Raw genomic sequence first — 19,186 nt, 5'->3', positions numbered from 1 at the left:
AAGGGAAAAGTGCCAAACATGAGCATAGTCCGACCGCCCGCGCCTGCGACGTTTAGACCAATGGACGTGTACGGAAGTCTATGAAGCATCGGCAGATTGCCAGCTACCTATGTATAATGCCGCCGCTGACCACAGGGTCACGACGGCCGGACGCTTGCGCTTGAGAAGAAAAAGCCAGGATTTTCCGCCAGTTACGAAGCCGGACCGTTACCGCGGCTCCACCGCTTGACGCTCGACTGATGCACCCAACATCACCGCGAAGAAACCTCGACATTCGGCTCACGGATGACTTTGAACGAACGCGCTTACCCGGCGCCCCTCGAGTTTCTGCGCATGCTTTAGCAAAGAAGAGAGTTAATCCGAATATGCCCACCCGCTCGAAGATCATCTATACCTTCACCGACGAAGCTCCCGCCCTCGCCACCTATTCACTGCTGCCGATCGTCGAAGCCTTTACCGCTTCGGCCGATATCGCCGTGGAAACCCGCGACATCTCCCTCGCAGGGCGCATCCTGGCCAGCTTCCCCGAGCAATTGGGTGACAAAGCCGTAGCCGACCACCTCGCCGAACTGGGCGACCTGGCCGTTACGCCTGAAGCCAACATCATCAAACTGCCGAACATCAGTGCTTCGGTGCCGCAACTGCAGGCCGCGATCAAGGAATTGCAGGCCCAGGGCTACGCGCTGCCGGACTACCCGGAAACCGTGACCAGCGATGCCGAGAAAGACGCTCGCGCCCGTTACGACAAAGTCAAAGGCAGCGCCGTGAACCCGGTCCTGCGCGAAGGCAACTCCGACCGTCGTGCGCCGCTGTCGGTCAAGAACTACGCGCGCAAGCACCCGCACAAGATGGGCGCCTGGGCAGCGGACTCCAAGTCCCACGTGGCCCACATGAGCAACGGTGATTTCTACGGCAGCGAAAAAGCCGCCCTGATCGACGCCGCTGGCAGCGTGAAAATCGAGTTGATCGCCCAGGACGGCACTGCCACTGTCCTGAAGGAAAAAACCACCGTGCAAGTCGGTGAGATCCTCGACTGCGCCGTACTGAGCAAGAAAGCCCTGCGCGAATTCATCGCAGCCCAGATCGAAGACGCCAAGAAACAAGGCGTGCTGCTGTCGGTGCACCTCAAGGCCACCATGATGAAGGTCTCCGACCCGATCATGTTCGGTCAGATCGTGGCCGAGTTCTATAAAGACGCCCTGGCCAAGCACGCCGAGGTGCTGGAGCAGATCGGTTTCAACCTGAACAACGGCATCGGCGACCTGTACGCCCGCATCAAGGCCCTGCCGGCCGAGCAGCAGGCGCAGATCGAAGCCGACATCCAAGCGGTCTACGCGGTGCGTCCATCCCTGGCGATGGTCAACTCCGACAAAGGCATCACCAACCTGCACGTGCCGAGCGACGTCATCGTCGACGCCTCGATGCCAGCCATGATCCGTGACTCCGGCAAGATGTGGGGCACCGATGGCCAACTGCACGACACCAAGGCTGTGATCCCGGACCGCTGCTACGCCACCATCTACCAGGCGGTGATCGAAGACTGCAAGCAACACGGCGCCTTCGACCCCACCACCATGGGCAGCGTGCCGAACGTCGGCCTGATGGCCAAGAAGGCCGAGGAATACGGCTCCCACGACAAGACCTTCCAGATCAAGGTCGACGGCGTGGTGCGTGTATCCGACAGCACCGGTCGCACTCTGCTGGAGCAGAACGTCGAGGCTGGCGACATCTTCCGCATGTGCCAGACCAAGGACGCGCCGATCCAGGATTGGGTCAAGCTGGCCGTCAACCGTGCCCGCGCCAGCAACACGCCGGCGATTTTCTGGCTGGACCCGATGCGCGCCCATGACGGCGTGGTCATCGAGAAAGTCCAGGCCTACCTGAAAGACCACGACACCAACGGCCTGGACCTGCGCATCATGTCGCCGGTCGAAGCGATGAAGTTCACCCTGGCCCGCACTCGCGAAGGCAAGGACACCATCTCGGTGACCGGCAACGTGCTGCGCGACTACCTGACCGACCTGTTCCCGATCATGGAACTGGGCACCAGCGCCAAGATGCTGTCGATCGTGCCGCTGATGAACGGTGGTGGCCTGTTCGAAACAGGCGCCGGCGGTTCCGCGCCCAAGCACGTCCAGCAACTGCTGGAAGAAAACTTCCTGCGCTGGGATTCCCTGGGCGAGTTCCTGGCCCTGGCCGCGTCCCTCGAACACCTGGGCGTGACCTACAACAACCCCAAGGCACTGGTGCTGGCCAAGACCCTCGATCAGGCCACTGGCGAGTTCCTGGACCGCAACAAGTCGCCTTCGCGCAAAGTGGGCGGCATCGACAACCGTGGCAGCCACTTCTACCTGACCCTGTTCTGGGCCCAGGCACTGGCCGCACAGAATGACGATGAAGCCCTCAAGGCTCAGTTCACCGCCCTGGCCAAGACGCTGACCGACAACGAAGAGAAGATCGTTGCCGAACTCAACGCCGTGCAGGGCAAGCCCGTGGACATTGGCGGCTACTACTTCGCCAACCCGGAACTGACCAGCAAGGCCATGCGCCCGAGCGCCACCTTCAACGCGGCAATCGCTGCGCTGGTGTAAGGTCCTCAGGAAGCACCACGAACCCCGGCCTTGTGCCGGGGTTTGTGTTTTCAGCCTTGCCACATCACCTTGTGGGAGCGGGCTTGCTCGCGAAGGCGGTGGGTCAGCGAACGAATAGGCCGACTGACCCACCGCTTTCGCGAGCAAGCCCGCTCCCACATTAATCGCATTCAGACATTGAGATCGAGGACGCCACATGAATTGGAACCCCCACATCACCGTCGCCACCATCGTCGAGGACAACGGCCGCTTCCTGATGGTGGAGGAATCCAAGGGCGGGCGCGCGGTGCTCAACCAGCCCGCCGGGCACCTGGACCCGGATGAGACGCTGATCGAGGCCGCCGTGCGCGAAACCCTGGAAGAAACCGGCTGGGACGTCGAGCCCACCAGCGTGGTGGGCATCTACCTGTACACCGCCCCCAGCAATGGCGTGACCTACCAGCGGGTCTGCTTCGCCGCCAAGGCGCTCAGGCACCACCCCGAGGCACCGCTGGACGACGGCATTCTCGGCGCCCGATGGCTGACCCGCGACGAACTGCTCGAACAGCGCGAACGCTGGCGCAGCGAGCTGATCATCCGCTGCATCGACGATTATCTGGCCGGTCATCGCCACAGTCTGACGCTGATCCGTCCTTCTCTTTAGCCTTGAGCGCCCGGGCCTGATAGAATCGCGTCCTTTTTCAAGACACTCATTGAACTGCTATGCGCGATCCAGCCCCTTCTGACACACAAAAGAAGCGCGTCATTGTCGGCATGTCCGGCGGCGTGGACTCTTCCGTTTCCGCCCTTCTGCTGATCGAGCAGGGTTATGAGGTGGAAGGCCTGTTCATGAAGAACTGGGAAGAAGACGACGGAACCGAATACTGCACCGCCATGGACGACCTCGCGGACGCCCAGGCCGTGTGCGACAAGATCGGCATCAAGCTGCACACCGCCAACTTTGCCGCCGAGTACTGGGACAACGTGTTCGAGCACTTCCTGGCCGAGTACAAGGCCGGTCGCACGCCGAACCCGGACATCCTCTGCAACCGCGAGATCAAGTTCAAGGCGTTCCTCGACTACGCGATGATGCTCGGCGCCGACCTGATCGCCACCGGTCACTACGTGCGCCGCCGCGACATCGACGGTCGCACCGAGCTGCTCAAGGGCCTGGACCCGAACAAGGACCAGAGCTACTTCCTGCATGCGGTCGGCGGCGAACAGATCGCCAAGACGCTGTTCCCGGTGGGCGAACTGGAAAAGCCCGAAGTACGGGCCATCGCCGAGAAACACGCCCTCGCCACCGCGAAGAAGAAGGACTCCACCGGGATCTGCTTCATCGGCGAGCGCCGCTTCAGCGACTTCCTCAAGCAATACCTGCCGGCCCAGCCAGGCGAGATCAAGACAACCGAAGGCGAAGTCATCGGCCGCCACCATGGCCTGATGTACCACACCATCGGCCAGCGCCAGGGCCTGGGCATCGGCGGCCTGAAAGACGCCGGCGAAGAGCCGTGGTACGTACTGATCAAGGACCTGGAACACAACGAGCTGATCGTCGGCCAGGGCAATGACCATCCGTGGCTGTTTTCCCGCGCCCTGCTCGCCTCCGACATCTATTGGGTCAACCCGATCGACCTCAGCGAGCCACGCCGCCTGACGGCCAAGGTCCGCTACCGGCAGGGCGACCAGCCTTGCACCCTGGAAAAGACCGCCACCGGCTACCGAGCCACGTTCGACGATCCGCAACGGGCGGTCACGCCTGGCCAGTCCGTGGTGTTCTACGATGGCGAAATCTGCCTGGGCGGCGGCGTCATCGAAGTGGCCGAGCCCTGGAGTAGCAAGGCATGACCCCGATCCAGGAACAACTGACGGCGTTGGGCGGCGTGTTTCTCGCCGCCGTGCTGGTGGACCGGATCGCCAAGACCGGCCAGGCCTCCGAAGCGGGCCTGAGCTGCATGCTCGGCAGCCTGCTGGTTCGCGACCCCAAGGACACCCTGGAAGTCTACGGTGGCGACGACCTCAACCTGCGCGAAGGCTACCGCGCACTGGTCGGCGCCCTGGAGCGCGACCCCAGCGCCTTGCAGCGCGAACCGCTGCGCTACGCCCTGTCTATGCTGGGGCTCGAGCGCCAGCTGGCCAAGCGCGACGACATGCTGGAGACCATCGGCAAGCGTCTGCCGCAGATTCAATCCCAGGTCGAACACTTCGGCCCGTCCCACGAGAATGTCGTGGCCGCCTGTGGCGCCCTGTACCAAGACACCCTGAGCACCCTGCGCCAACGCATCCAGGTGCACGGCGACATGCGCAACCTGCAGCAACCGAGCAACGCCTCGAAGATCCGCGCCCTGCTGCTCGCCGGGATCCGCTCGGCGCGGTTGTGGCGGCAACTGGGCGGCCATCGCTGGCAACTGGTGATCAGCCGGCGCAAGTTGCTGAAAGAGCTTTACCCATTGATGCGCAACGAATAAGTCGCTTCAACCGGTTTTTTTTGTGGCGAGGGGATTCATCCCCGTTGGGCTGCGAAGCGGCCCCAAACCAGGTAACTCGGTGCGCCAAGAAGATTGAGTTCGCTGCTTTTAGGGCTGCTGCGCAGCCCAACGGGGATGAATCCCCTCGCCACAGGTAATAAACAGTTTTATTTCGTTACGCGTAACACGCCGGTCAGTTGGCGACGGATCGGCGATTGTTTTCATGTATGATACGCGCCCCATTTCGTTGCCCGACTGTCCGAGAACACCCCATGCAGCTCTCTTCGCTCACTGCGGTTTCCCCTGTAGACGGCCGCTACGCCGGCAAAACCCAGGCCCTGCGCCCGATTTTCAGCGAGTACGGCCTGATCCGTGCCCGCGTCCTGGTTGAAGTGCGCTGGCTCCAGCGCCTGGCCGCCCACCCCGCCATCGGCGAAGTCCCGGCGTTTTCCGCCGAAGCCAACGCGGTGTTGAACACCCTGGCGGACAACTTTGCGCTGGAGCATGCCGAGCGCGTCAAAGAGATCGAACGCACCACCAACCACGACGTCAAGGCCATCGAGTACCTGCTCAAGGAGCAGGCGGCCAAGCTGCCGGAACTGGCCAACGTGAGCGAGTTCATTCACTTCGCCTGCACCAGCGAGGACATCAACAACCTGTCCCACGCCCTGATGCTGCGCGAAGGCCGTGACGAGGTGATGCTGCCGCTGATGCGCCAGGTCGCCCAGGCGATCCGCGAGCTGGCCATCCGCTTTGCCGACGTCCCAATGCTGTCCCGCACCCACGGTCAACCGGCATCGCCGACCACCCTGGGCAAGGAACTGGCGAACGTGGTGTACCGCCTGGAGCGCCAGATCGCTCAAGTGGCCGCCGTGCCGCTGCTGGGCAAGATCAATGGCGCCGTGGGCAACTACAACGCCCACCTGTCGGCCTACCCGGACATCGACTGGGAAGCCAACGCCCGCGCCTTCATCGAAGACGAACTGGGCCTGAGCTTCAACCCGTACACCACCCAGATCGAGCCGCATGACTACATTGCCGAGCTGTTCGATGCGATCGCGCGCTTCAACACCATCCTGATCGACTTCGACCGTGACATCTGGGGCTACATCTCCCTGGGTTACTTCAAGCAACGCACCATTGCCGGCGAAATCGGTTCCTCGACCATGCCGCACAAGGTCAACCCGATCGACTTCGAAAACTCCGAAGGCAACCTGGGCATCGCCAACGCACTGTTCCAGCACCTGGCGAGCAAGCTGCCAATCTCCCGCTGGCAGCGCGACCTGACCGACTCCACCGTGCTGCGCAACCTGGGCGTGGGCTTTGCCCACAGCGTCATCGCCTACGAAGCCAGCCTCAAGGGCATCGGCAAGCTGGAACTGAACGAGCAGAAGATCGCCGCCGACCTGGACGCCTGCTGGGAAGTCCTGGCCGAGCCGATCCAGACGGTCATGCGCCGCTACAACATCGAAAACCCCTACGAAAAACTGAAAGAACTGACCCGCGGCAAAGGCATCAGCCCTGAAGCGTTGCAGACTTTCATCGATGGCCTGGACATGCCCGCCGACGCCAAGACCGAACTGAAGAAGCTGACCCCGGCCAGCTACATCGGCAACGCCGCGGCACAAGCCAAGCGCATCTGACGCACCGCTGCACCCTTGAGACGCCCGGCCGCGCCGGGCGTTTTTATTCGCGTATGAAAAGTATATTTTTTCAATAGGTTACACATGAATCCTGATATTCCTCTGCAACTTCTGGGCGGCATCACGGCACGGGAGTTCTTGCGCGACTACTGGCAGAAAAAGCCCCTGCTGATCCGCCAGGCCATTGCTGACTTCGAAAGCCCGATCGATGCCGACGAACTGGCCGGCCTGGCCCTGGAAGAAGAAGTCGAATCGCGCCTGGTGCTCGAGCACGGCGAGCGCCCCTGGGAACTGCGTCGCGGCCCGTTCGCCGAAGACGAATTCAGCCAACTGCCGGCGCGAGACTGGACCCTGCTGGTGCAAGCCGTCGACCAGTTCGTCCCGGAAGTCAGCGAACTGCTGGAGCACTTCCGCTTCCTGCCGAGCTGGCGCATCGATGACGTGATGATCAGCTTCGCTGCCCCAGGTGGCAGCGTCGGCCCGCATTTCGACAACTACGACGTATTCCTGCTGCAAGGCCATGGCAAGCGCAACTGGAAGATCGGCCAGATGTGCGACTCCGACAGCCCGCTGCTGCCCCACGCCGACTTGCGCATCCTCGCCGACTTCGAGGCCACCGACGAATGGGTCCTGGAACCCGGCGACATGCTCTACCTGCCGCCGCGCCTGGCCCATTGCGGGGTGGCCGTGGATGACTGCATGACTTACTCCGTGGGCTTTCGCGCACCGAGCGCGGCCGAAGTGCTGACCCACTTCACCGACTTCCTCAGCCAGTTCCTGCCGGACGAAGAACGCTACACCGACGCCGACGCGCGCCCGGTAAGCGATCCACACCAGATCCAGCACGATGCTCTCGACCGCCTCAAGGGCCTGCTGGCCGAACACATGAGCGACGAACGCCTGCTGCTGACCTGGTTCGGCCAGTTCATGACCGAGCCACGCTACCCGGAACTGGTGGTTGGCCCGGAACTGGAAGAAGACGACCTTTTGGCCGGCCTGGAACAAGGCGCGGTGATCATCCGCAATCCGAGCGCGCGCCTGGCCTGGTCGGAAGTCGACGACGACCTGCTGCTGTTCGCCAGCGGCCAGAGCCGCTACCTGCCGGGCAAGCTGCGCGATCTGCTGAAGATGATCTGCGCCGCCGACGCCCTGCACATCGAGAACCTCGGCCCCTGGCTGGCCGATGAAGACGGCCGCGGCCTGATCTGCGAGCTGGTCAAACAAGGCAGCCTGGGGTTCGCCGATGAATAAAATTCACGTTCGTGTCGCAGACTGGCAAAAGGATAACGCCGAGATCCGGCGCATTCGTGAAGCGGTGTTCATTGCCGAGCAATCCGTCCCACCCGAGCTGGAATGGGATGCCGACGACCAGGGCGCCGTGCACTTCCTCGCCTTCGAAGGCGATTTCCCCATCGGCACCGCGCGCCTGCTGACCGACGGCCATGTCGGGCGCGTCTCGGTGCTCAAGGACTGGCGCGGCCTGAAGGTCGGCGACGCCCTGATGCACGCGGTGATCGCGGAAGCCGAGAAGCGTGGCCTCAAGCAACAGAAACTCAGCGCCCAGGTGCACGCCACGCCGTTCTATGAGCGACTGGGCTTCGCCGTGGTCAGCGAGGAGTTCCTGGAAGCCGGGATCCCTCATGTGGATATGGTGCGCGGTAGCGCCTGAGCGCTGCGCCCCACGATTGATCGAGCACCAGCAAGAAAGCCATGGGCTTGCATGCAGGTTGCCCAAATAAATGGATCGGCAAAAAAGCGGCCATCGTGAGATGGCCGCTTTTTTGCATAACACCTAATACCAGAAACCTTCCTTAAGCACCCTCCCGATAAACGGATCACCGTTGGTCAATACTGCCATTTCTGACAGTAGCCGCTTGAATCGTCAGCCCCTAGCATCGAACTGAAACTTGGAAAAGACGATGAAGTTAGGTCTGCTGCCTACGCGTTGCACACATGGGCACCCAGAACAGTATGTGAGTTTAGCTTTTCCAATCCTTCAGTTTATGTTTATGCCGAATGGAGAAGTGAAATGACAGCTATGATTCTAAATCCCCTTTATGATGAGATTGCAGTCGCCCGCAGACCCAAAGTGACAGGCACCAGCAGCCCAAACGCTGCCATCACGCTCTACGAGTCCAATGTCGGTAATAAGATATGGGGTAGCACTTATGCAGATGCCAGTGGCAACTGGACCCTTGTACCCAGCGAAGACCTGCCGCTGGGGAGGTTTGGGCTAGTAGTCTCGGAAAATGGTGAATGGTCGAATAATCGTTATGTCCAAGTACGGGATTGGGACTTTCTCATTAACACCCCCGAAGAGGATGCCCGAGTAATACGACGCCCCACGATATCCGGAATCTCCGAACCCGATTCAAAAATAGATATTTATGAGTCTAATGTCGGAAACAAGATATGGGGTAGCGGCCATGCCGACAAATATGGATCTTGGAGCATTACACTTTCCGAAGATCTACCAGACGTCAGGTTTGGGCTGGTTGCCAATGATGGTAAACAATGGTCAAACAATCGATATGTCACTGTAACGGCGGGTGTTCTCTCTCCGACGCCGTCTTTTTCTCTGCTCATCTGGTACCCTCACGAGGATGATCAGGTACCACGACGCCCCACGGTAGCCGGATTCGCCGAACCCAATTCAAAGATAGATATATATGAGGCTAATGTCGGCAACAAGATATGGGGCAGTGGCAATACCGACCCATATGGATATTGGAGCATCGATCTTCCCGAGGATCTGCCAGAGACCAGGTTTGGTCTGATTGCCAGTGATGGCAAACAATGGTCGAACAATCGATATGTCAATGTATCGAACTTGGGCAATCCATCCCCAGGGCAAAACACCGCCCTGAACATCGACAGGCCCGGCGAGGACACTCAGGTATCGCGGCGTCCGATGGTATCCGGAACCGCTGCTCCAAATTCGAAAATTGACATCTACGAGTCATATGTCGGAAACAAGATATGGGGCAGCGGTTATGCTGACCAGTATGGACGATGGTACATTATCCTCTCCGATGATCTGCCGCAGACCAGGTTCGGGCTGGTCGCCAACGATGGTAATGGTTGGTCAAACAATCGATATATTTATGTGGCCCCCTCCCCCCCAGACATTGACAAGATCGCCCACCAAGTGACTGGCTATTTAAACGAGATTGTCCCGTTTGCGAATAAAATACTTGGACTTATACAAAGCGGCGCTTACACCCCTCCCTCCGGGGGCGGAAGTGCAATACCTATTACAGGAGATGTTGTAGGTGTCGCCTTGAATGTATACAACGATATAAAAGAGTATGGCTTCATATGGAATAGAACACCTGACACCACACGCCACGACCGCACGGGGGTCATACTCACAGTCGACGCAAATACGCGGACTCCGCAACGTGCCAGCGTATCCGTAAGCAGGGACTGGCTGGTGTCATTTGTATCTTCAAGTGTTGCTTTCCCGGTGCCGATCCCCCTGCCTGCCGACACATGGGAATACGGCCATAATCTTTACTGCAAAGCAGCTGGCGACACCAATTATCCTATAGCCAGCGGTGACAATAACTTCCCTTTCAATGGGCCGGGAGCCTATGTTGGACAATTGCTCTATAAGTTTGGGGAGAACGGAAAGGCCTTGCCGATTTATAACGAACACTATGCAAGCACACTGAGCGAGCAAGGTGAACTTTTTCTGAGAATGAACATACCTGACGAGCGGCTTACCCGATGCTACGGCGCCATGCAGGTTTACGTCGGCACATTCAGACCCAGTGGAGAACTCGTATTCGTTACAGTAATCCCGGACAGCGGCTGGGTCAGGTGCGGCATCACCAGACATCAGAACTGGGACAAGATCGTTCACTTGGGAAATTCCAGTGAACCGATATTCATGGCGCTCGATGCACCGGCCGTCTCACGAAAAAACAACTGGGGAGCCCCGGCGCTCACCACTACGGTTGCCTCGATTTCAGGAGATTGCGGCCCAGCAGGCGTATCGGAAAAACTTATTTCCATCGTCGGCGACACGTCTTATCCCTACAGCGGGCCAGGCGCCAGATATGGCCAGCTCATCTATAAATGGGGAGAAAACGGGACACCGCTGCCCGCTTGGCATTCGGAGGAGCGAGGTGAACAGAAGATCGGAGACATTTTCTTGAGAATGAACGACAGGGGAGACGGCATGCATGACAACCAGTCAAGCCTAATACGAGTCATTGTCAGCTGAGGCGCGGCAGACTTTCTGAGACAATCTCATCAGATGGGCGGTTCGCCGCCTATCGCTCTACCAGACGCCTGTCCAAGAAAACGCCCCGCCATCCTCCAATGCCGGGGCGTTTTGCTGCCTATCATTCAACTTGCACCACGCTGGGCCGACAAACTGGCAATATCAAGCCTTTGTCCCGCGGAGAAATGGAATGTCCCTACGCACCCTCCTGACCACCCTGCTACTGGGGTGCAGCCTGTCTGTGATGGCCGACACGCAAATCGTCCCGTTGAATTACCGAACCAGCGCCGACTTGCTGCCGGTGGCGCAGAATTTCATGGGCAAGGACGGCCAGGTCAGCGCCTATGGCAATCAACTGATCGTCAATGGCGAGCCCGGCAAGATCGAAGAACTGCGCCAGTTCCTGGCACAACTGGACACCGCCCCCAAGCGCCTGCTGATCACGGTCGACACCAACGAGAACAATCTGCAGGGCGACCAGGGCTATTCCATCAACGGCGCCGCCCCCAGCCAGACCCGCATCATCAACCGCAGCACCGCGAGCCGCGACGGCGGCGTGCAGCAGGTGCAGGCCAGCGAAGGCCAGCCGGCCCTGATCCAGGTGGGCCAGAGCGTGCCGTTCACCAGCAGCCAGAGCGACAACTACGGTCGCGTGCAGAGCCAGACCGAATACCGCAACGTCACCCAGGGTTTCTACGTCACCGCTAGCGTCACCGGCGAAACCGTTCACCTGAGCATCAGTACCAACCGTGACCGCATGAGCCAAGAACGTCCCGATGTAGTGAACGTGCAAAGTACCGACACAACCGTCAGCGGACGCCTGGGCGAATGGATCACCCTGGCCGGAGTGAATCGCCAGACCCAGGCCGATAAACAGGGGCTGACCCGCAGCTACTCGACCCAGGGCCGCGATGACATGATTTTGCGGGTCAAGGTCGACACCCTGAACTGAAGCACCAAAAACTGACTGATGAGTCGTATTAGACCAAAGATGTAGTGCTCAAAAAAAAGCACTACAAAACGTTTGACGAGCCAAAAAACCGAAGGCATGATGGCCTCGCTCCCGCTAATCAGGGGCCCTGGCAAGGGCCTTCGGGTCGACGCTTGCAACCACCCTGCGAGCCGATTCGTGTCTGTACCGCCCACAAGGTGTGTTTGACGAGGTTGCGACTGGAACGAAGTTGTCCCGAGGGACGGAAGCGTAACTAGGTAACCCGGCATCACTCTGAGTTCGTATAAAGGCCCACGACGCCCGCATGCGCCCGCAGTTCGCCCCTACCTGCTCACTTTCCCCTCGAGCCCATCGTTCATCCCGTCGCCGCCCCGCCTGAACCGACTTGTCCGCCCGGCCCCCTGGCCAGCGAGCAGCCTCCTTCGCCAATGACTGGCGCCGTAGGCACGCAGGACATTTGACCCAGACCGATTTTTTCTACACGACGCGACGAGGTTTATCTCCATGGCACTGACACGCGAACAGCAAATTGCAGCCCTTGAAAAAGACTGGGCTGAAAACCCGCGCTGGAAAGGCGTGAAGCGCAATTATTCCGCTGCTGACGTCGTCCGCCTGCGTGGCTCGGTTCAACCTGAGCACACCTTTGCAAAGATGGGCGCCGAGAAGCTGTGGAACCTGGTCACCCAGGGCGCCAAGCCATCCTTCCGTCCCGAGAAAGATTTCGTCAACTGCATGGGCGCCCTGACCGGCGGCCAGGCCGTTCAGCAAGTCAAGGCCGGCATCCAGGCGATCTACCTGTCGGGCTGGCAAGTGGCCGCGGACAACAACTCCGCCGAGTCGATGTACCCTGATCAGTCGCTGTACCCGGTGGACTCGGTGCCAACCGTGGTCAAGCGCATCAACAACTCGTTCCGTCGCGCCGACCAGATCCAGTGGAAAGCTGGCAAGAACCCGGGCGATGAAGGCTACATCGACTACTTCGCACCGATCGTGGCTGACGCCGAAGCCGGTTTCGGCGGCGTCCTGAACGCCTACGAACTGATGAAGAGCATGATCGAGGCAGGCGCCGCCGGCGTGCACTTCGAAGATCAGTTGGCCTCGGTGAAGAAATGCGGCCACATGGGCGGCAAGGTACTGGTTCCGACCCAGGAAGCCGTGCAGAAGCTGACCGCTGCCCGCCTGGCCGCCGACGTTGCCGGTGTACCGACCATCATCCTGGCCCGTACCGACGCCAACGCCGCTGACCTGCTGACCTCCGACTGCGACCCGTACGACCAGCCGTTCGTGACCGGCACCCGCACTCAGGAAGGCTTCTACAAGGTCCGCGCCGGCCTCGACCAGGCCATCGCCCGCGGCCTGGCCTACGCGCCGTACGCCGACCTGATCTGGTGCGAAACCGCCAAGCCGGACCTGGACGAAGCCCGTCGTTTCGCCGAAGCGATCAAGAAGGAATACCCGGACCAGATCCTGTCGTACAACTGCTCGCCTTCCTTCAACTGGAAGAAAAACCTGGACGACGCGACCATCGCCAAGTTCCAGCGCGAACTGTCCGCCATGGGCTACAAGCACCAGTTCATCACCCTGGCCGGCATTCACAACATGTGGCACAGCATGTTCAACCTGGCGCACGACTACGCCCGCAACGACATGACCGCCTACGTGAAGCTGCAAGAGCAGGAATTCGCTGACGCTGCCAAAGGCTACACCTTCGTGGCCCACCAGCAGGAAGTGGGCACTGGCTACTTCGACGACATGACCACCGTGATCCAGGGCGGCACCTCGTCGGTGACCGCGCTGACCGGTTCGACCGAAGAAGAACAGTTCCACTGATCCGCCTGAACGGCCCTTGCGGACCGAGTAAAAACTAACCGCAAGGCCTATATCTGACGCCCCGACCGGTTCGGGGCTTTTTTTCGCCTACGCTTCAAGGGGCGAAGCGCCCTTGTGGGAGCGGGCTTGCTCGTGAAGGCGACGCGCCAGGCAATGAATGCACAACTGACACACCGCTTTCGCGAGCAAGCCCGCTCCCATCAGAAACGGAAGAACCTTCAGAAAAATTGATCGAACGCAGTATCAGGCAGTCTGAAAAAGAGTAAAACGGCCGGCGCTGACAATTGCAGTCACTACCCTGTAAGAAAAGTACTCAGCTACTGCGCGGGCTTACTTGATGAAACGCCCGCACAAACAATAACAATTATCATTTAGGCGAACATCTCTTTGTTACAACCAACGCGAAATATTATTGAAGAATCAACGGCCAATGCCCATCCCACCGGGGCCGCGGGGCCTTGGAGGTGCGCTATGTCCTTATTCCAATAAATAATTTCGCTATAGGAATTTTACTTGCCCGGTGTTTAGCCATAAAATCACCGCGATTGATTGCTGCGACATATCGTCACTGCGTTATTTCTTTTCAAGCTCAGAGGCCCTTGCCCTCTGTTAAGGATTTCCAGCATGCCCGAAGCGACAGGACTCATGGCCCACAACTGGGGCTTTGCCATTTTCCTTCTGGGCGTCGTCGGCCTGTGTGCCTTCATGCTCGGCGTGTCGAGCCTGCTCGGGTCAAAAGCCTGGGGCCGCAGCAAAAACGAACCGTTCGAGTCCGGCATGCTACCTACCGGTGGCGCCCGCTTGCGGCTCTCAGCCAAATTCTATCTGGTCGCGATGCTCTTCGTGATCTTCGATATCGAAGCCCTCTTTCTCTTTGCATGGTCTGTGTCCGTCCGCGAAAGCGGCTGGACCGGATTCGTCGAAGCACTCGTTTTCATAGCAATTCTGTTGGCAGGTCTTGTCTACCTTTACCGGGTGGGGGCACTTGATTGGGCTCCGGAAGCTCGGCGCAAGCGGCAAGCGAAGCTGAAACAATGAGGCTTTGGCAATGCAATACAATCTCACCAGGATCGACCCCGATGCTCCTAACGAGCAGTATCCGATTGGCAAACGGGAAACCGTCGCCGATCCGTTAGAAGATCAAGTCCACAAGAACATCTTCATGGGCAAGCTCGAAGACGTGCTGAACAGCACGGTCAACTGGGGTCGCAAGAACTCCCTGTGGCCGTACAACTTCGGCCTTTCGTGCTGCTACGTGGAAATGACCACCGCCTTCACGGCGCCCCACGACATCGCGCGCTTCGGCGCCGAAGTGATCCGGGCCTCGCCGCGCCAGGCGGACTTCATGGTTATCGCCGGAACCTGCTTCATCAAGATGGCGCCGATCATCCAGCGTCTCTATGAGCAGATGCTCGAACCCAAGTGGGTGATCTCCATGGGTTCGTGCGCCAACTCCGGTGGCATGTACGACATCTATTCCGTCGTTCAAGGGGTGGACAAGTTCCTGCCCGTGGACGTCTACGTGCCTGGCTGCCCGCCTCGCCCTGAAGCTTTCCTGCAAGGCTTGATGCTGTTGCAGGAGTCGATTGGCCAGGAGCGTCGCCCACTGTCCTGGGTCGTTGGTGATCAAGGCGTTTATCGCGCCGAGATGCCGTCGCAAAAGGAACAGCGTCGCGAACAGCGTATCGCAGTCACCAACCTGCGCAGCCCCGACGAAGTCTGATCCAGCTCTGTTCCTCACAGTAGAAACGAGAACCTGGCTTCATTCTTTACGTTGACCGAAAGCGATAAATAACCATGACTACAGGCAGTGCTCTGTACATCCCGCCTTACAAGGCAGACGACCAGGATGTGGTCGTCGAACTGAACAACCGTTTTGGCGCCGACGCGTTCACCGTCCAGTCGACCCGCACCGGCATGCCGGTGCTGTGGGTTGCCCGCGCCCGACTCATCGAAGTCCTGACCTTCCTGCGCAACCTGCCCAAGCCGTACGTCATGCTCTATGACCTGCACGGCGTGGACGAGCGTCTGCGCACCAAGCGCCAGGGCCTGCCCGACGGCGTCGACTTCACCGTGTTCTACCACCTGCTGTCGATCGAGCGTAATAGTGACGTAATGATCAAGGTCGCCTTGTCCGAGAGCGACCTCAGCGTGCCGACCGTGACCGGTATCTGGCCGAACGCCAACTGGTACGAGCGTGAAGTGTGGGACATGTACGGGATCGACTTCCCCGGCCACCCGCACCTGTCGCGCATCATGATGCCGCCGACCTGGGAAGGTCACCCGCTGCGCAAGGACTTCCCGGCCCGGGCCACCGAGTTCGACCCCTTCAGCCTGTCGCTGGCCAAACAACAGCTCGAGGAAGAAGCCGCGCGCTTCAAGCCTGAAGACTGGGGCATGAAGCGTTCGGGCGCCAACGAGGACTACATGTTCCTCAACCTGGGTCCGAACCACCCTTCGGCCCACGGTGCGTTCCGCATCATCCTGCAACTGGACGGCGAAGAAATCGTCGACTGCGTCCCGGACATCGGCTACCACCACCGTGGCGCCGAGAAAATGGCCGAGCGCCAGTCCTGGCACAGCTACATCCCGTACACCGACCGCATCGATTATCTCGGCGGGGTGATGAACAACCTGCCGTACGTGCTCTCGGTCGAGAAGCTGGCCGGGATCAAGGTACCGGAGAAGGTCGACGTCATCCGCATCATGATGGCCGAGTTCTTCCGTATCACCAGCCACCTGCTGTTCCTGGGCACCTACATCCAGGACGTCGGCGCCATGACCCCGGTGTTCTTCACCTTCACCGACCGCCAGAAGGCTTACACGGTGATCGAAGCCATCACCGGTTTCCGCCTGCACCCGGCCTGGTACCGCATCGGTGGCGTCGCCCACGACCTGCCGCGCGGCTGGGAGAAGCTGGTCAAGGACTTCGTCGAATGGATGCCCAAGCGCCTGGACGAATACACCAAGGCTGCCCTGCAGAACAGCATCCTCAAGGGCCGGACCATCGGGGTTGCCGCGTACAACACCAAGGAAGCCCTGGAATGGGGCGTCACCGGTGCCGGCCTGCGTTCCACCGGTTGCGACTTCGACCTGCGCAAGGCACGCCCTTACTCCGGCTACGAGAACTTCGAATTCGAAGTCCCGCTGGCCGCCAACGGTGACGCCTACGACCGCTGCATGGTTCGCGTCGAGGAAATGCGCCAGAGCGTCAAGATCATCGACCAGTGCCTACGCAACATGCCGGAAGGCCCGTACAAGGCGGACCACCCGCTGACCACGCCGCCGCCCAAGGAGCGCACGCTGCAGCACATCGAGACCTTGATCACGCACTTCCTGCAGGTTTCGTGGGGCCCGGTCATGCCGGCCAACGAGTCCTTCCAGATGATCGAAGCGACCAAGGGCATCAACAGTTATTACCTGACGAGCGACGGCGGCACCATGAGCTACCGTACCCGGATTCGCACCCCAAGCTACCCGCACCTGCAGCAGATCCCTTCGGTGATCAAAGGCAGCATGGTCGCGGACTTGATCGCGTACCTGGGTAGTATCGACTTCGTTATGGCCGACGTGGACCGCTAAGCATGAACAGCACGCTTATCCAGACAGACCGTTTCGCCCTCAGCGAAACCGAGCGCTCGGCCATCGAGCACGAGCTGCATCACTACGAAGACCCGCGCGCGGCGTCGATCGAAGCCTTGAAGATCGTCCAGAAGGAACGTGGCTGGGTGCCTGACGGCGCGCTCTACGCCATCGGCGAGATCCTCGGCATCCCGGCCAGCGATGTCGAGGGCGTCGCCACCTTCTACAGCCAGATCTTCCGCCAACCAGTGGGCCGTCACATCATTCGCGTCTGCGACAGCATGGTCTGCTACATCGGCGGCCACGAGTCCGTGGTCAGCGAGATCCAGGGCAAGCTGGGCATCGGCCTGGGCCAGACCACCGCCGACGGCCGCTTCACGCTGTTGCCGGTGTGCTGCCTGGGCAACTGCGACAAGGCACCGGCGCTGATGATCGACGACGACACCTTCGGTGACGTCAAGCCTGAAGGCGTCGCCAAACTGCTGGAGGGCTACGTATGACCCTGACTTCCTTCGGGCCCGCCAACCGCATCCAGCGTTCGGCCGAAACCCATCCCCTGACCTGGCGCCTGCGCGACGACGGCGAAGCCGTGTGGCTGGACGAGTACCAGGCCAAGAACGGCTATGCCGCCGCGCGCAAGGCGTTCGCCGACATGGCCGCGGACGACATTGTCCAGACCGTGAAGGACTCCGGCCTCAAGGGCCGCGGTGGTGCGGGCTTCCCCACGGGCGTGAAGTGGGGCCTGATGCCCAAGGACGAATCCATCAATATCCGCTACCTGCTGTGCAACGCGGACGAGATGGAACCCAACACCTGGAAAGACCGCATGCTGATGGAGCAACTGCCCCATCTGCTGATCGAAGGCATGCTGATCAGTGCTCGCGCGCTGAAGACCTACCGCGGCTACATCTTCCTGCGTGGCGAATACACCACCGCCGCCAGGCACCTCAACCGTGCCGTGGAAGAAGCCAAGGCCGCGGGCCTGCTGGGCAAGAACATCCTGGGCAGCGGCTTCGATTTCGAGCTGTTCGTCCACACCGGTGCCGGGCGCTACATCTGCGGTGAAGAAACCGCGCTGATCAACTCCCTGGAAGGCCGCCGCGCCAACCCACGCTCCAAGCCGCCCTTCCCTGCCGCCGTGGGCGTGTGGGGCAAGCCGACCTGCGTGAACAACGTCGAGACGCTGTGCAACGTGCCGGCAATCATTGCCGACGGCGTGGACTGGTACAAATCCCTGGCCCGCGACGGCAGCGAAGACATGGGCACCAAGCTCATGGGCTTCTCCGGCCGAGTCAAGAACCCGGGCCTGTGGGAACTGCCATTCGGCGTCACCGCGCGCGAGCTGTTCGAGGACTACGCCGGCGGCATGCGCGACGGCTACACGCTCAAGTGCTGGCAGCCAGGCGGCGCCGGTACCGGCTTCCTGTTGCCGGAACACCTGGACGCACAAATGTACGCCGGCGGCATCGCCAAGGTGGGCACTCGGATGGGTACCGGCCTGGCCATGGCGGTGGACAACAGCGTCAACATGGTGTCGCTGCTGCGCAACATGGAGCAGTTCTTTGCCCGTGAATCCTGCGGCTTCTGCACCCCTTGCCGTGACGGCCTGCCGTGGAGCGTCAAGCTGCTGATGGCCATCGAGAACGGCCAAGGCCAGCCTGGCGACATCGAGACCCTGCTGGGCCTGGTGGGTTTCCTCGGCCCAGGCAAGACCTTCTGTGCTCACGCACCGGGTGCCGTGGAGCCGTTGGGCAGCGCAATCAAATACTTCCGCCCTGAATTCGAGGCCGGCATCGCGCCAACCCGCGCCGGTGACCTCAATCAGGTGGTCACGCCGACCATGGTCGGCGCGTAACGACGCTTTACCAGGCGAAGGGTCCGTGCCCTTCGCCTTTCGTCCGATGACGCCTTTT

General features: G+C 60.4%; 15 protein-coding genes. All 15 read left to right on the top strand.

Going from position 1 to position 19,186, the window contains the following annotated elements; translation table 11 throughout:
• Positions 1-365 precede the first annotated feature (365 nt).
• The 15 genes from KI241_RS09755 (at position 366) to nuoF (ending at position 19,128) form a co-directional block, all read left to right on the top strand.
• The gene (locus KI241_RS09755; protein ID WP_042732084.1) at positions 366-2,591 is read left to right on the top strand and encodes an NADP-dependent isocitrate dehydrogenase; all 2,226 of its coding nucleotides are present in this window, start codon (positions 366-368) and stop codon (positions 2,589-2,591) included.
• A gap of 196 nt (positions 2,592-2,787) precedes the next feature.
• The gene (locus tag KI241_RS09750) at positions 2,788-3,234 is read left to right on the top strand and encodes an NUDIX hydrolase (protein ID WP_042732085.1); all 447 of its coding nucleotides are present in this window, start codon (positions 2,788-2,790) and stop codon (positions 3,232-3,234) included.
• 59 nt (positions 3,235-3,293) lie between these two features.
• Positions 3,294-4,418 carry a tRNA 2-thiouridine(34) synthase MnmA gene (mnmA, locus tag KI241_RS09745; protein WP_042732086.1) on the top strand — a complete coding sequence of 375 codons (1,125 nt, stop codon included), beginning with the start codon at positions 3,294-3,296 and terminating at the stop codon, positions 4,416-4,418.
• Positions 4,415-5,038, top strand: coding sequence for a high frequency lysogenization protein HflD (gene hflD / locus KI241_RS09740; RefSeq protein WP_042732087.1), 624 nt, complete (start codon positions 4,415-4,417; stop codon positions 5,036-5,038). The genes mnmA and hflD overlap by 4 nt, the downstream gene beginning before the upstream one ends.
• Before the next feature lie 272 nt (positions 5,039-5,310).
• Positions 5,311-6,681, top strand: coding sequence for an adenylosuccinate lyase (purB, locus tag KI241_RS09735; RefSeq protein WP_042729779.1), 1,371 nt, complete (start codon positions 5,311-5,313; stop codon positions 6,679-6,681).
• Positions 6,682-6,765: 84 nt separating this feature from the next.
• Entirely contained in the window at positions 6,766-7,932 is a 1,167-nt protein-coding gene (locus KI241_RS09730) for a cupin domain-containing protein (RefSeq protein WP_042729780.1), read from the top strand.
• Entirely contained in the window at positions 7,925-8,350 is a 426-nt protein-coding gene (locus KI241_RS09725) for a GNAT family N-acetyltransferase (RefSeq protein ID WP_042729781.1), read from the top strand. The genes KI241_RS09730 and KI241_RS09725 overlap by 8 nt, the downstream gene beginning before the upstream one ends.
• 360 nt (positions 8,351-8,710) lie before the next feature.
• A complete protein-coding gene (locus tag KI241_RS09720) occupies positions 8,711-10,909 on the top strand; it encodes a hypothetical protein (protein ID WP_212803624.1) in 2,199 nt (732 codons plus the stop codon).
• Between the two features lie 190 nt (positions 10,910-11,099).
• Positions 11,100-11,861 (top strand): secretin N-terminal domain-containing protein, encoded by a 762-nt coding sequence (locus tag KI241_RS09715; RefSeq protein WP_042729783.1) that lies wholly within the window; start codon positions 11,100-11,102, stop codon positions 11,859-11,861.
• A gap of 504 nt (positions 11,862-12,365) precedes the next feature.
• Positions 12,366-13,691: an isocitrate lyase gene (gene aceA, locus KI241_RS09710; RefSeq protein WP_041021072.1), complete on the top strand. Its 1,326-nt coding sequence runs from the start codon at positions 12,366-12,368 to the stop codon at positions 13,689-13,691.
• Between the two features lie 624 nt (positions 13,692-14,315).
• Positions 14,316-14,729 carry an NADH-quinone oxidoreductase subunit A gene (locus KI241_RS09705; RefSeq protein WP_030141323.1) on the top strand — a complete coding sequence of 138 codons (414 nt, stop codon included), beginning with the start codon at positions 14,316-14,318 and terminating at the stop codon, positions 14,727-14,729.
• Positions 14,730-14,739: 10 nt separating this feature from the next.
• Positions 14,740-15,414 (top strand): NADH-quinone oxidoreductase subunit B, encoded by a 675-nt coding sequence (locus KI241_RS09700; RefSeq protein WP_030141322.1) that lies wholly within the window; start codon positions 14,740-14,742, stop codon positions 15,412-15,414.
• Positions 15,415-15,488: 74 nt separating this feature from the next.
• On the top strand, positions 15,489-17,273 hold the full coding sequence (gene nuoC / locus KI241_RS09695) for an NADH-quinone oxidoreductase subunit C/D (protein WP_042729784.1): 1,785 nt from the start codon (positions 15,489-15,491) through the stop codon (positions 17,271-17,273).
• A 2-nt stretch (positions 17,274-17,275) separates the two neighbouring features.
• Complete coding sequence (gene nuoE / locus KI241_RS09690; RefSeq protein ID WP_042729785.1) at positions 17,276-17,773, top strand: NADH-quinone oxidoreductase subunit NuoE; 498 nt, start codon at positions 17,276-17,278, stop codon at positions 17,771-17,773.
• Positions 17,770-19,128 (top strand): NADH-quinone oxidoreductase subunit NuoF, encoded by a 1,359-nt coding sequence (gene nuoF, locus KI241_RS09685; protein WP_042729786.1) that lies wholly within the window; start codon positions 17,770-17,772, stop codon positions 19,126-19,128. The genes nuoE and nuoF overlap by 4 nt, the downstream gene beginning before the upstream one ends.
• Positions 19,129-19,186 lie beyond the last annotated feature (58 nt).

The organism is Pseudomonas sp. Cab53, from assembly GCF_018325965.1.
In the GTDB taxonomy this organism is placed as follows: Bacteria; Pseudomonadota; Gammaproteobacteria; order Pseudomonadales; family Pseudomonadaceae; genus Aquipseudomonas; species Aquipseudomonas chlororaphis_E.
This window is presented reverse-complemented; position numbering and strand designations above follow the sequence as displayed.

What these genes read in the sequence shown, in the direction of transcription:
- KI241_RS09700 (WP_030141322.1), top strand. Translation starts at nt 14,740, where the DNA reads ATGCAATACAATCTCACCAGGATCGACCCCGATGCTCCTAACGAGCAG.
- KI241_RS09725 (WP_042729781.1), top strand. Translation starts at nt 7,925, where the DNA reads ATGAATAAAATTCACGTTCGTGTCGCAGACTGGCAAAAGGATAACGCC.
- purB (WP_042729779.1), top strand. Translation starts at nt 5,311, where the DNA reads ATGCAGCTCTCTTCGCTCACTGCGGTTTCCCCTGTAGACGGCCGCTAC.
- nuoE (WP_042729785.1), top strand. Translation starts at nt 17,276, where the DNA reads ATGAACAGCACGCTTATCCAGACAGACCGTTTCGCCCTCAGCGAAACC.
- nuoF (WP_042729786.1), top strand. Translation starts at nt 17,770, where the DNA reads ATGACCCTGACTTCCTTCGGGCCCGCCAACCGCATCCAGCGTTCGGCC.
- aceA (WP_041021072.1), top strand. Translation starts at nt 12,366, where the DNA reads ATGGCACTGACACGCGAACAGCAAATTGCAGCCCTTGAAAAAGACTGG.
- mnmA (WP_042732086.1), top strand. Translation starts at nt 3,294, where the DNA reads ATGCGCGATCCAGCCCCTTCTGACACACAAAAGAAGCGCGTCATTGTC.
- KI241_RS09750 (WP_042732085.1), top strand. Translation starts at nt 2,788, where the DNA reads ATGAATTGGAACCCCCACATCACCGTCGCCACCATCGTCGAGGACAAC.
- KI241_RS09715 (WP_042729783.1), top strand. Translation starts at nt 11,100, where the DNA reads ATGTCCCTACGCACCCTCCTGACCACCCTGCTACTGGGGTGCAGCCTG.
- hflD (WP_042732087.1), top strand. Translation starts at nt 4,415, where the DNA reads ATGACCCCGATCCAGGAACAACTGACGGCGTTGGGCGGCGTGTTTCTC.
- KI241_RS09720 (WP_212803624.1), top strand. Translation starts at nt 8,711, where the DNA reads ATGACAGCTATGATTCTAAATCCCCTTTATGATGAGATTGCAGTCGCC.
- KI241_RS09705 (WP_030141323.1), top strand. Translation starts at nt 14,316, where the DNA reads ATGCCCGAAGCGACAGGACTCATGGCCCACAACTGGGGCTTTGCCATT.
- KI241_RS09730 (WP_042729780.1), top strand. Translation starts at nt 6,766, where the DNA reads ATGAATCCTGATATTCCTCTGCAACTTCTGGGCGGCATCACGGCACGG.
- KI241_RS09755 (WP_042732084.1), top strand. Translation starts at nt 366, where the DNA reads ATGCCCACCCGCTCGAAGATCATCTATACCTTCACCGACGAAGCTCCC.
- nuoC (WP_042729784.1), top strand. Translation starts at nt 15,489, where the DNA reads ATGACTACAGGCAGTGCTCTGTACATCCCGCCTTACAAGGCAGACGAC.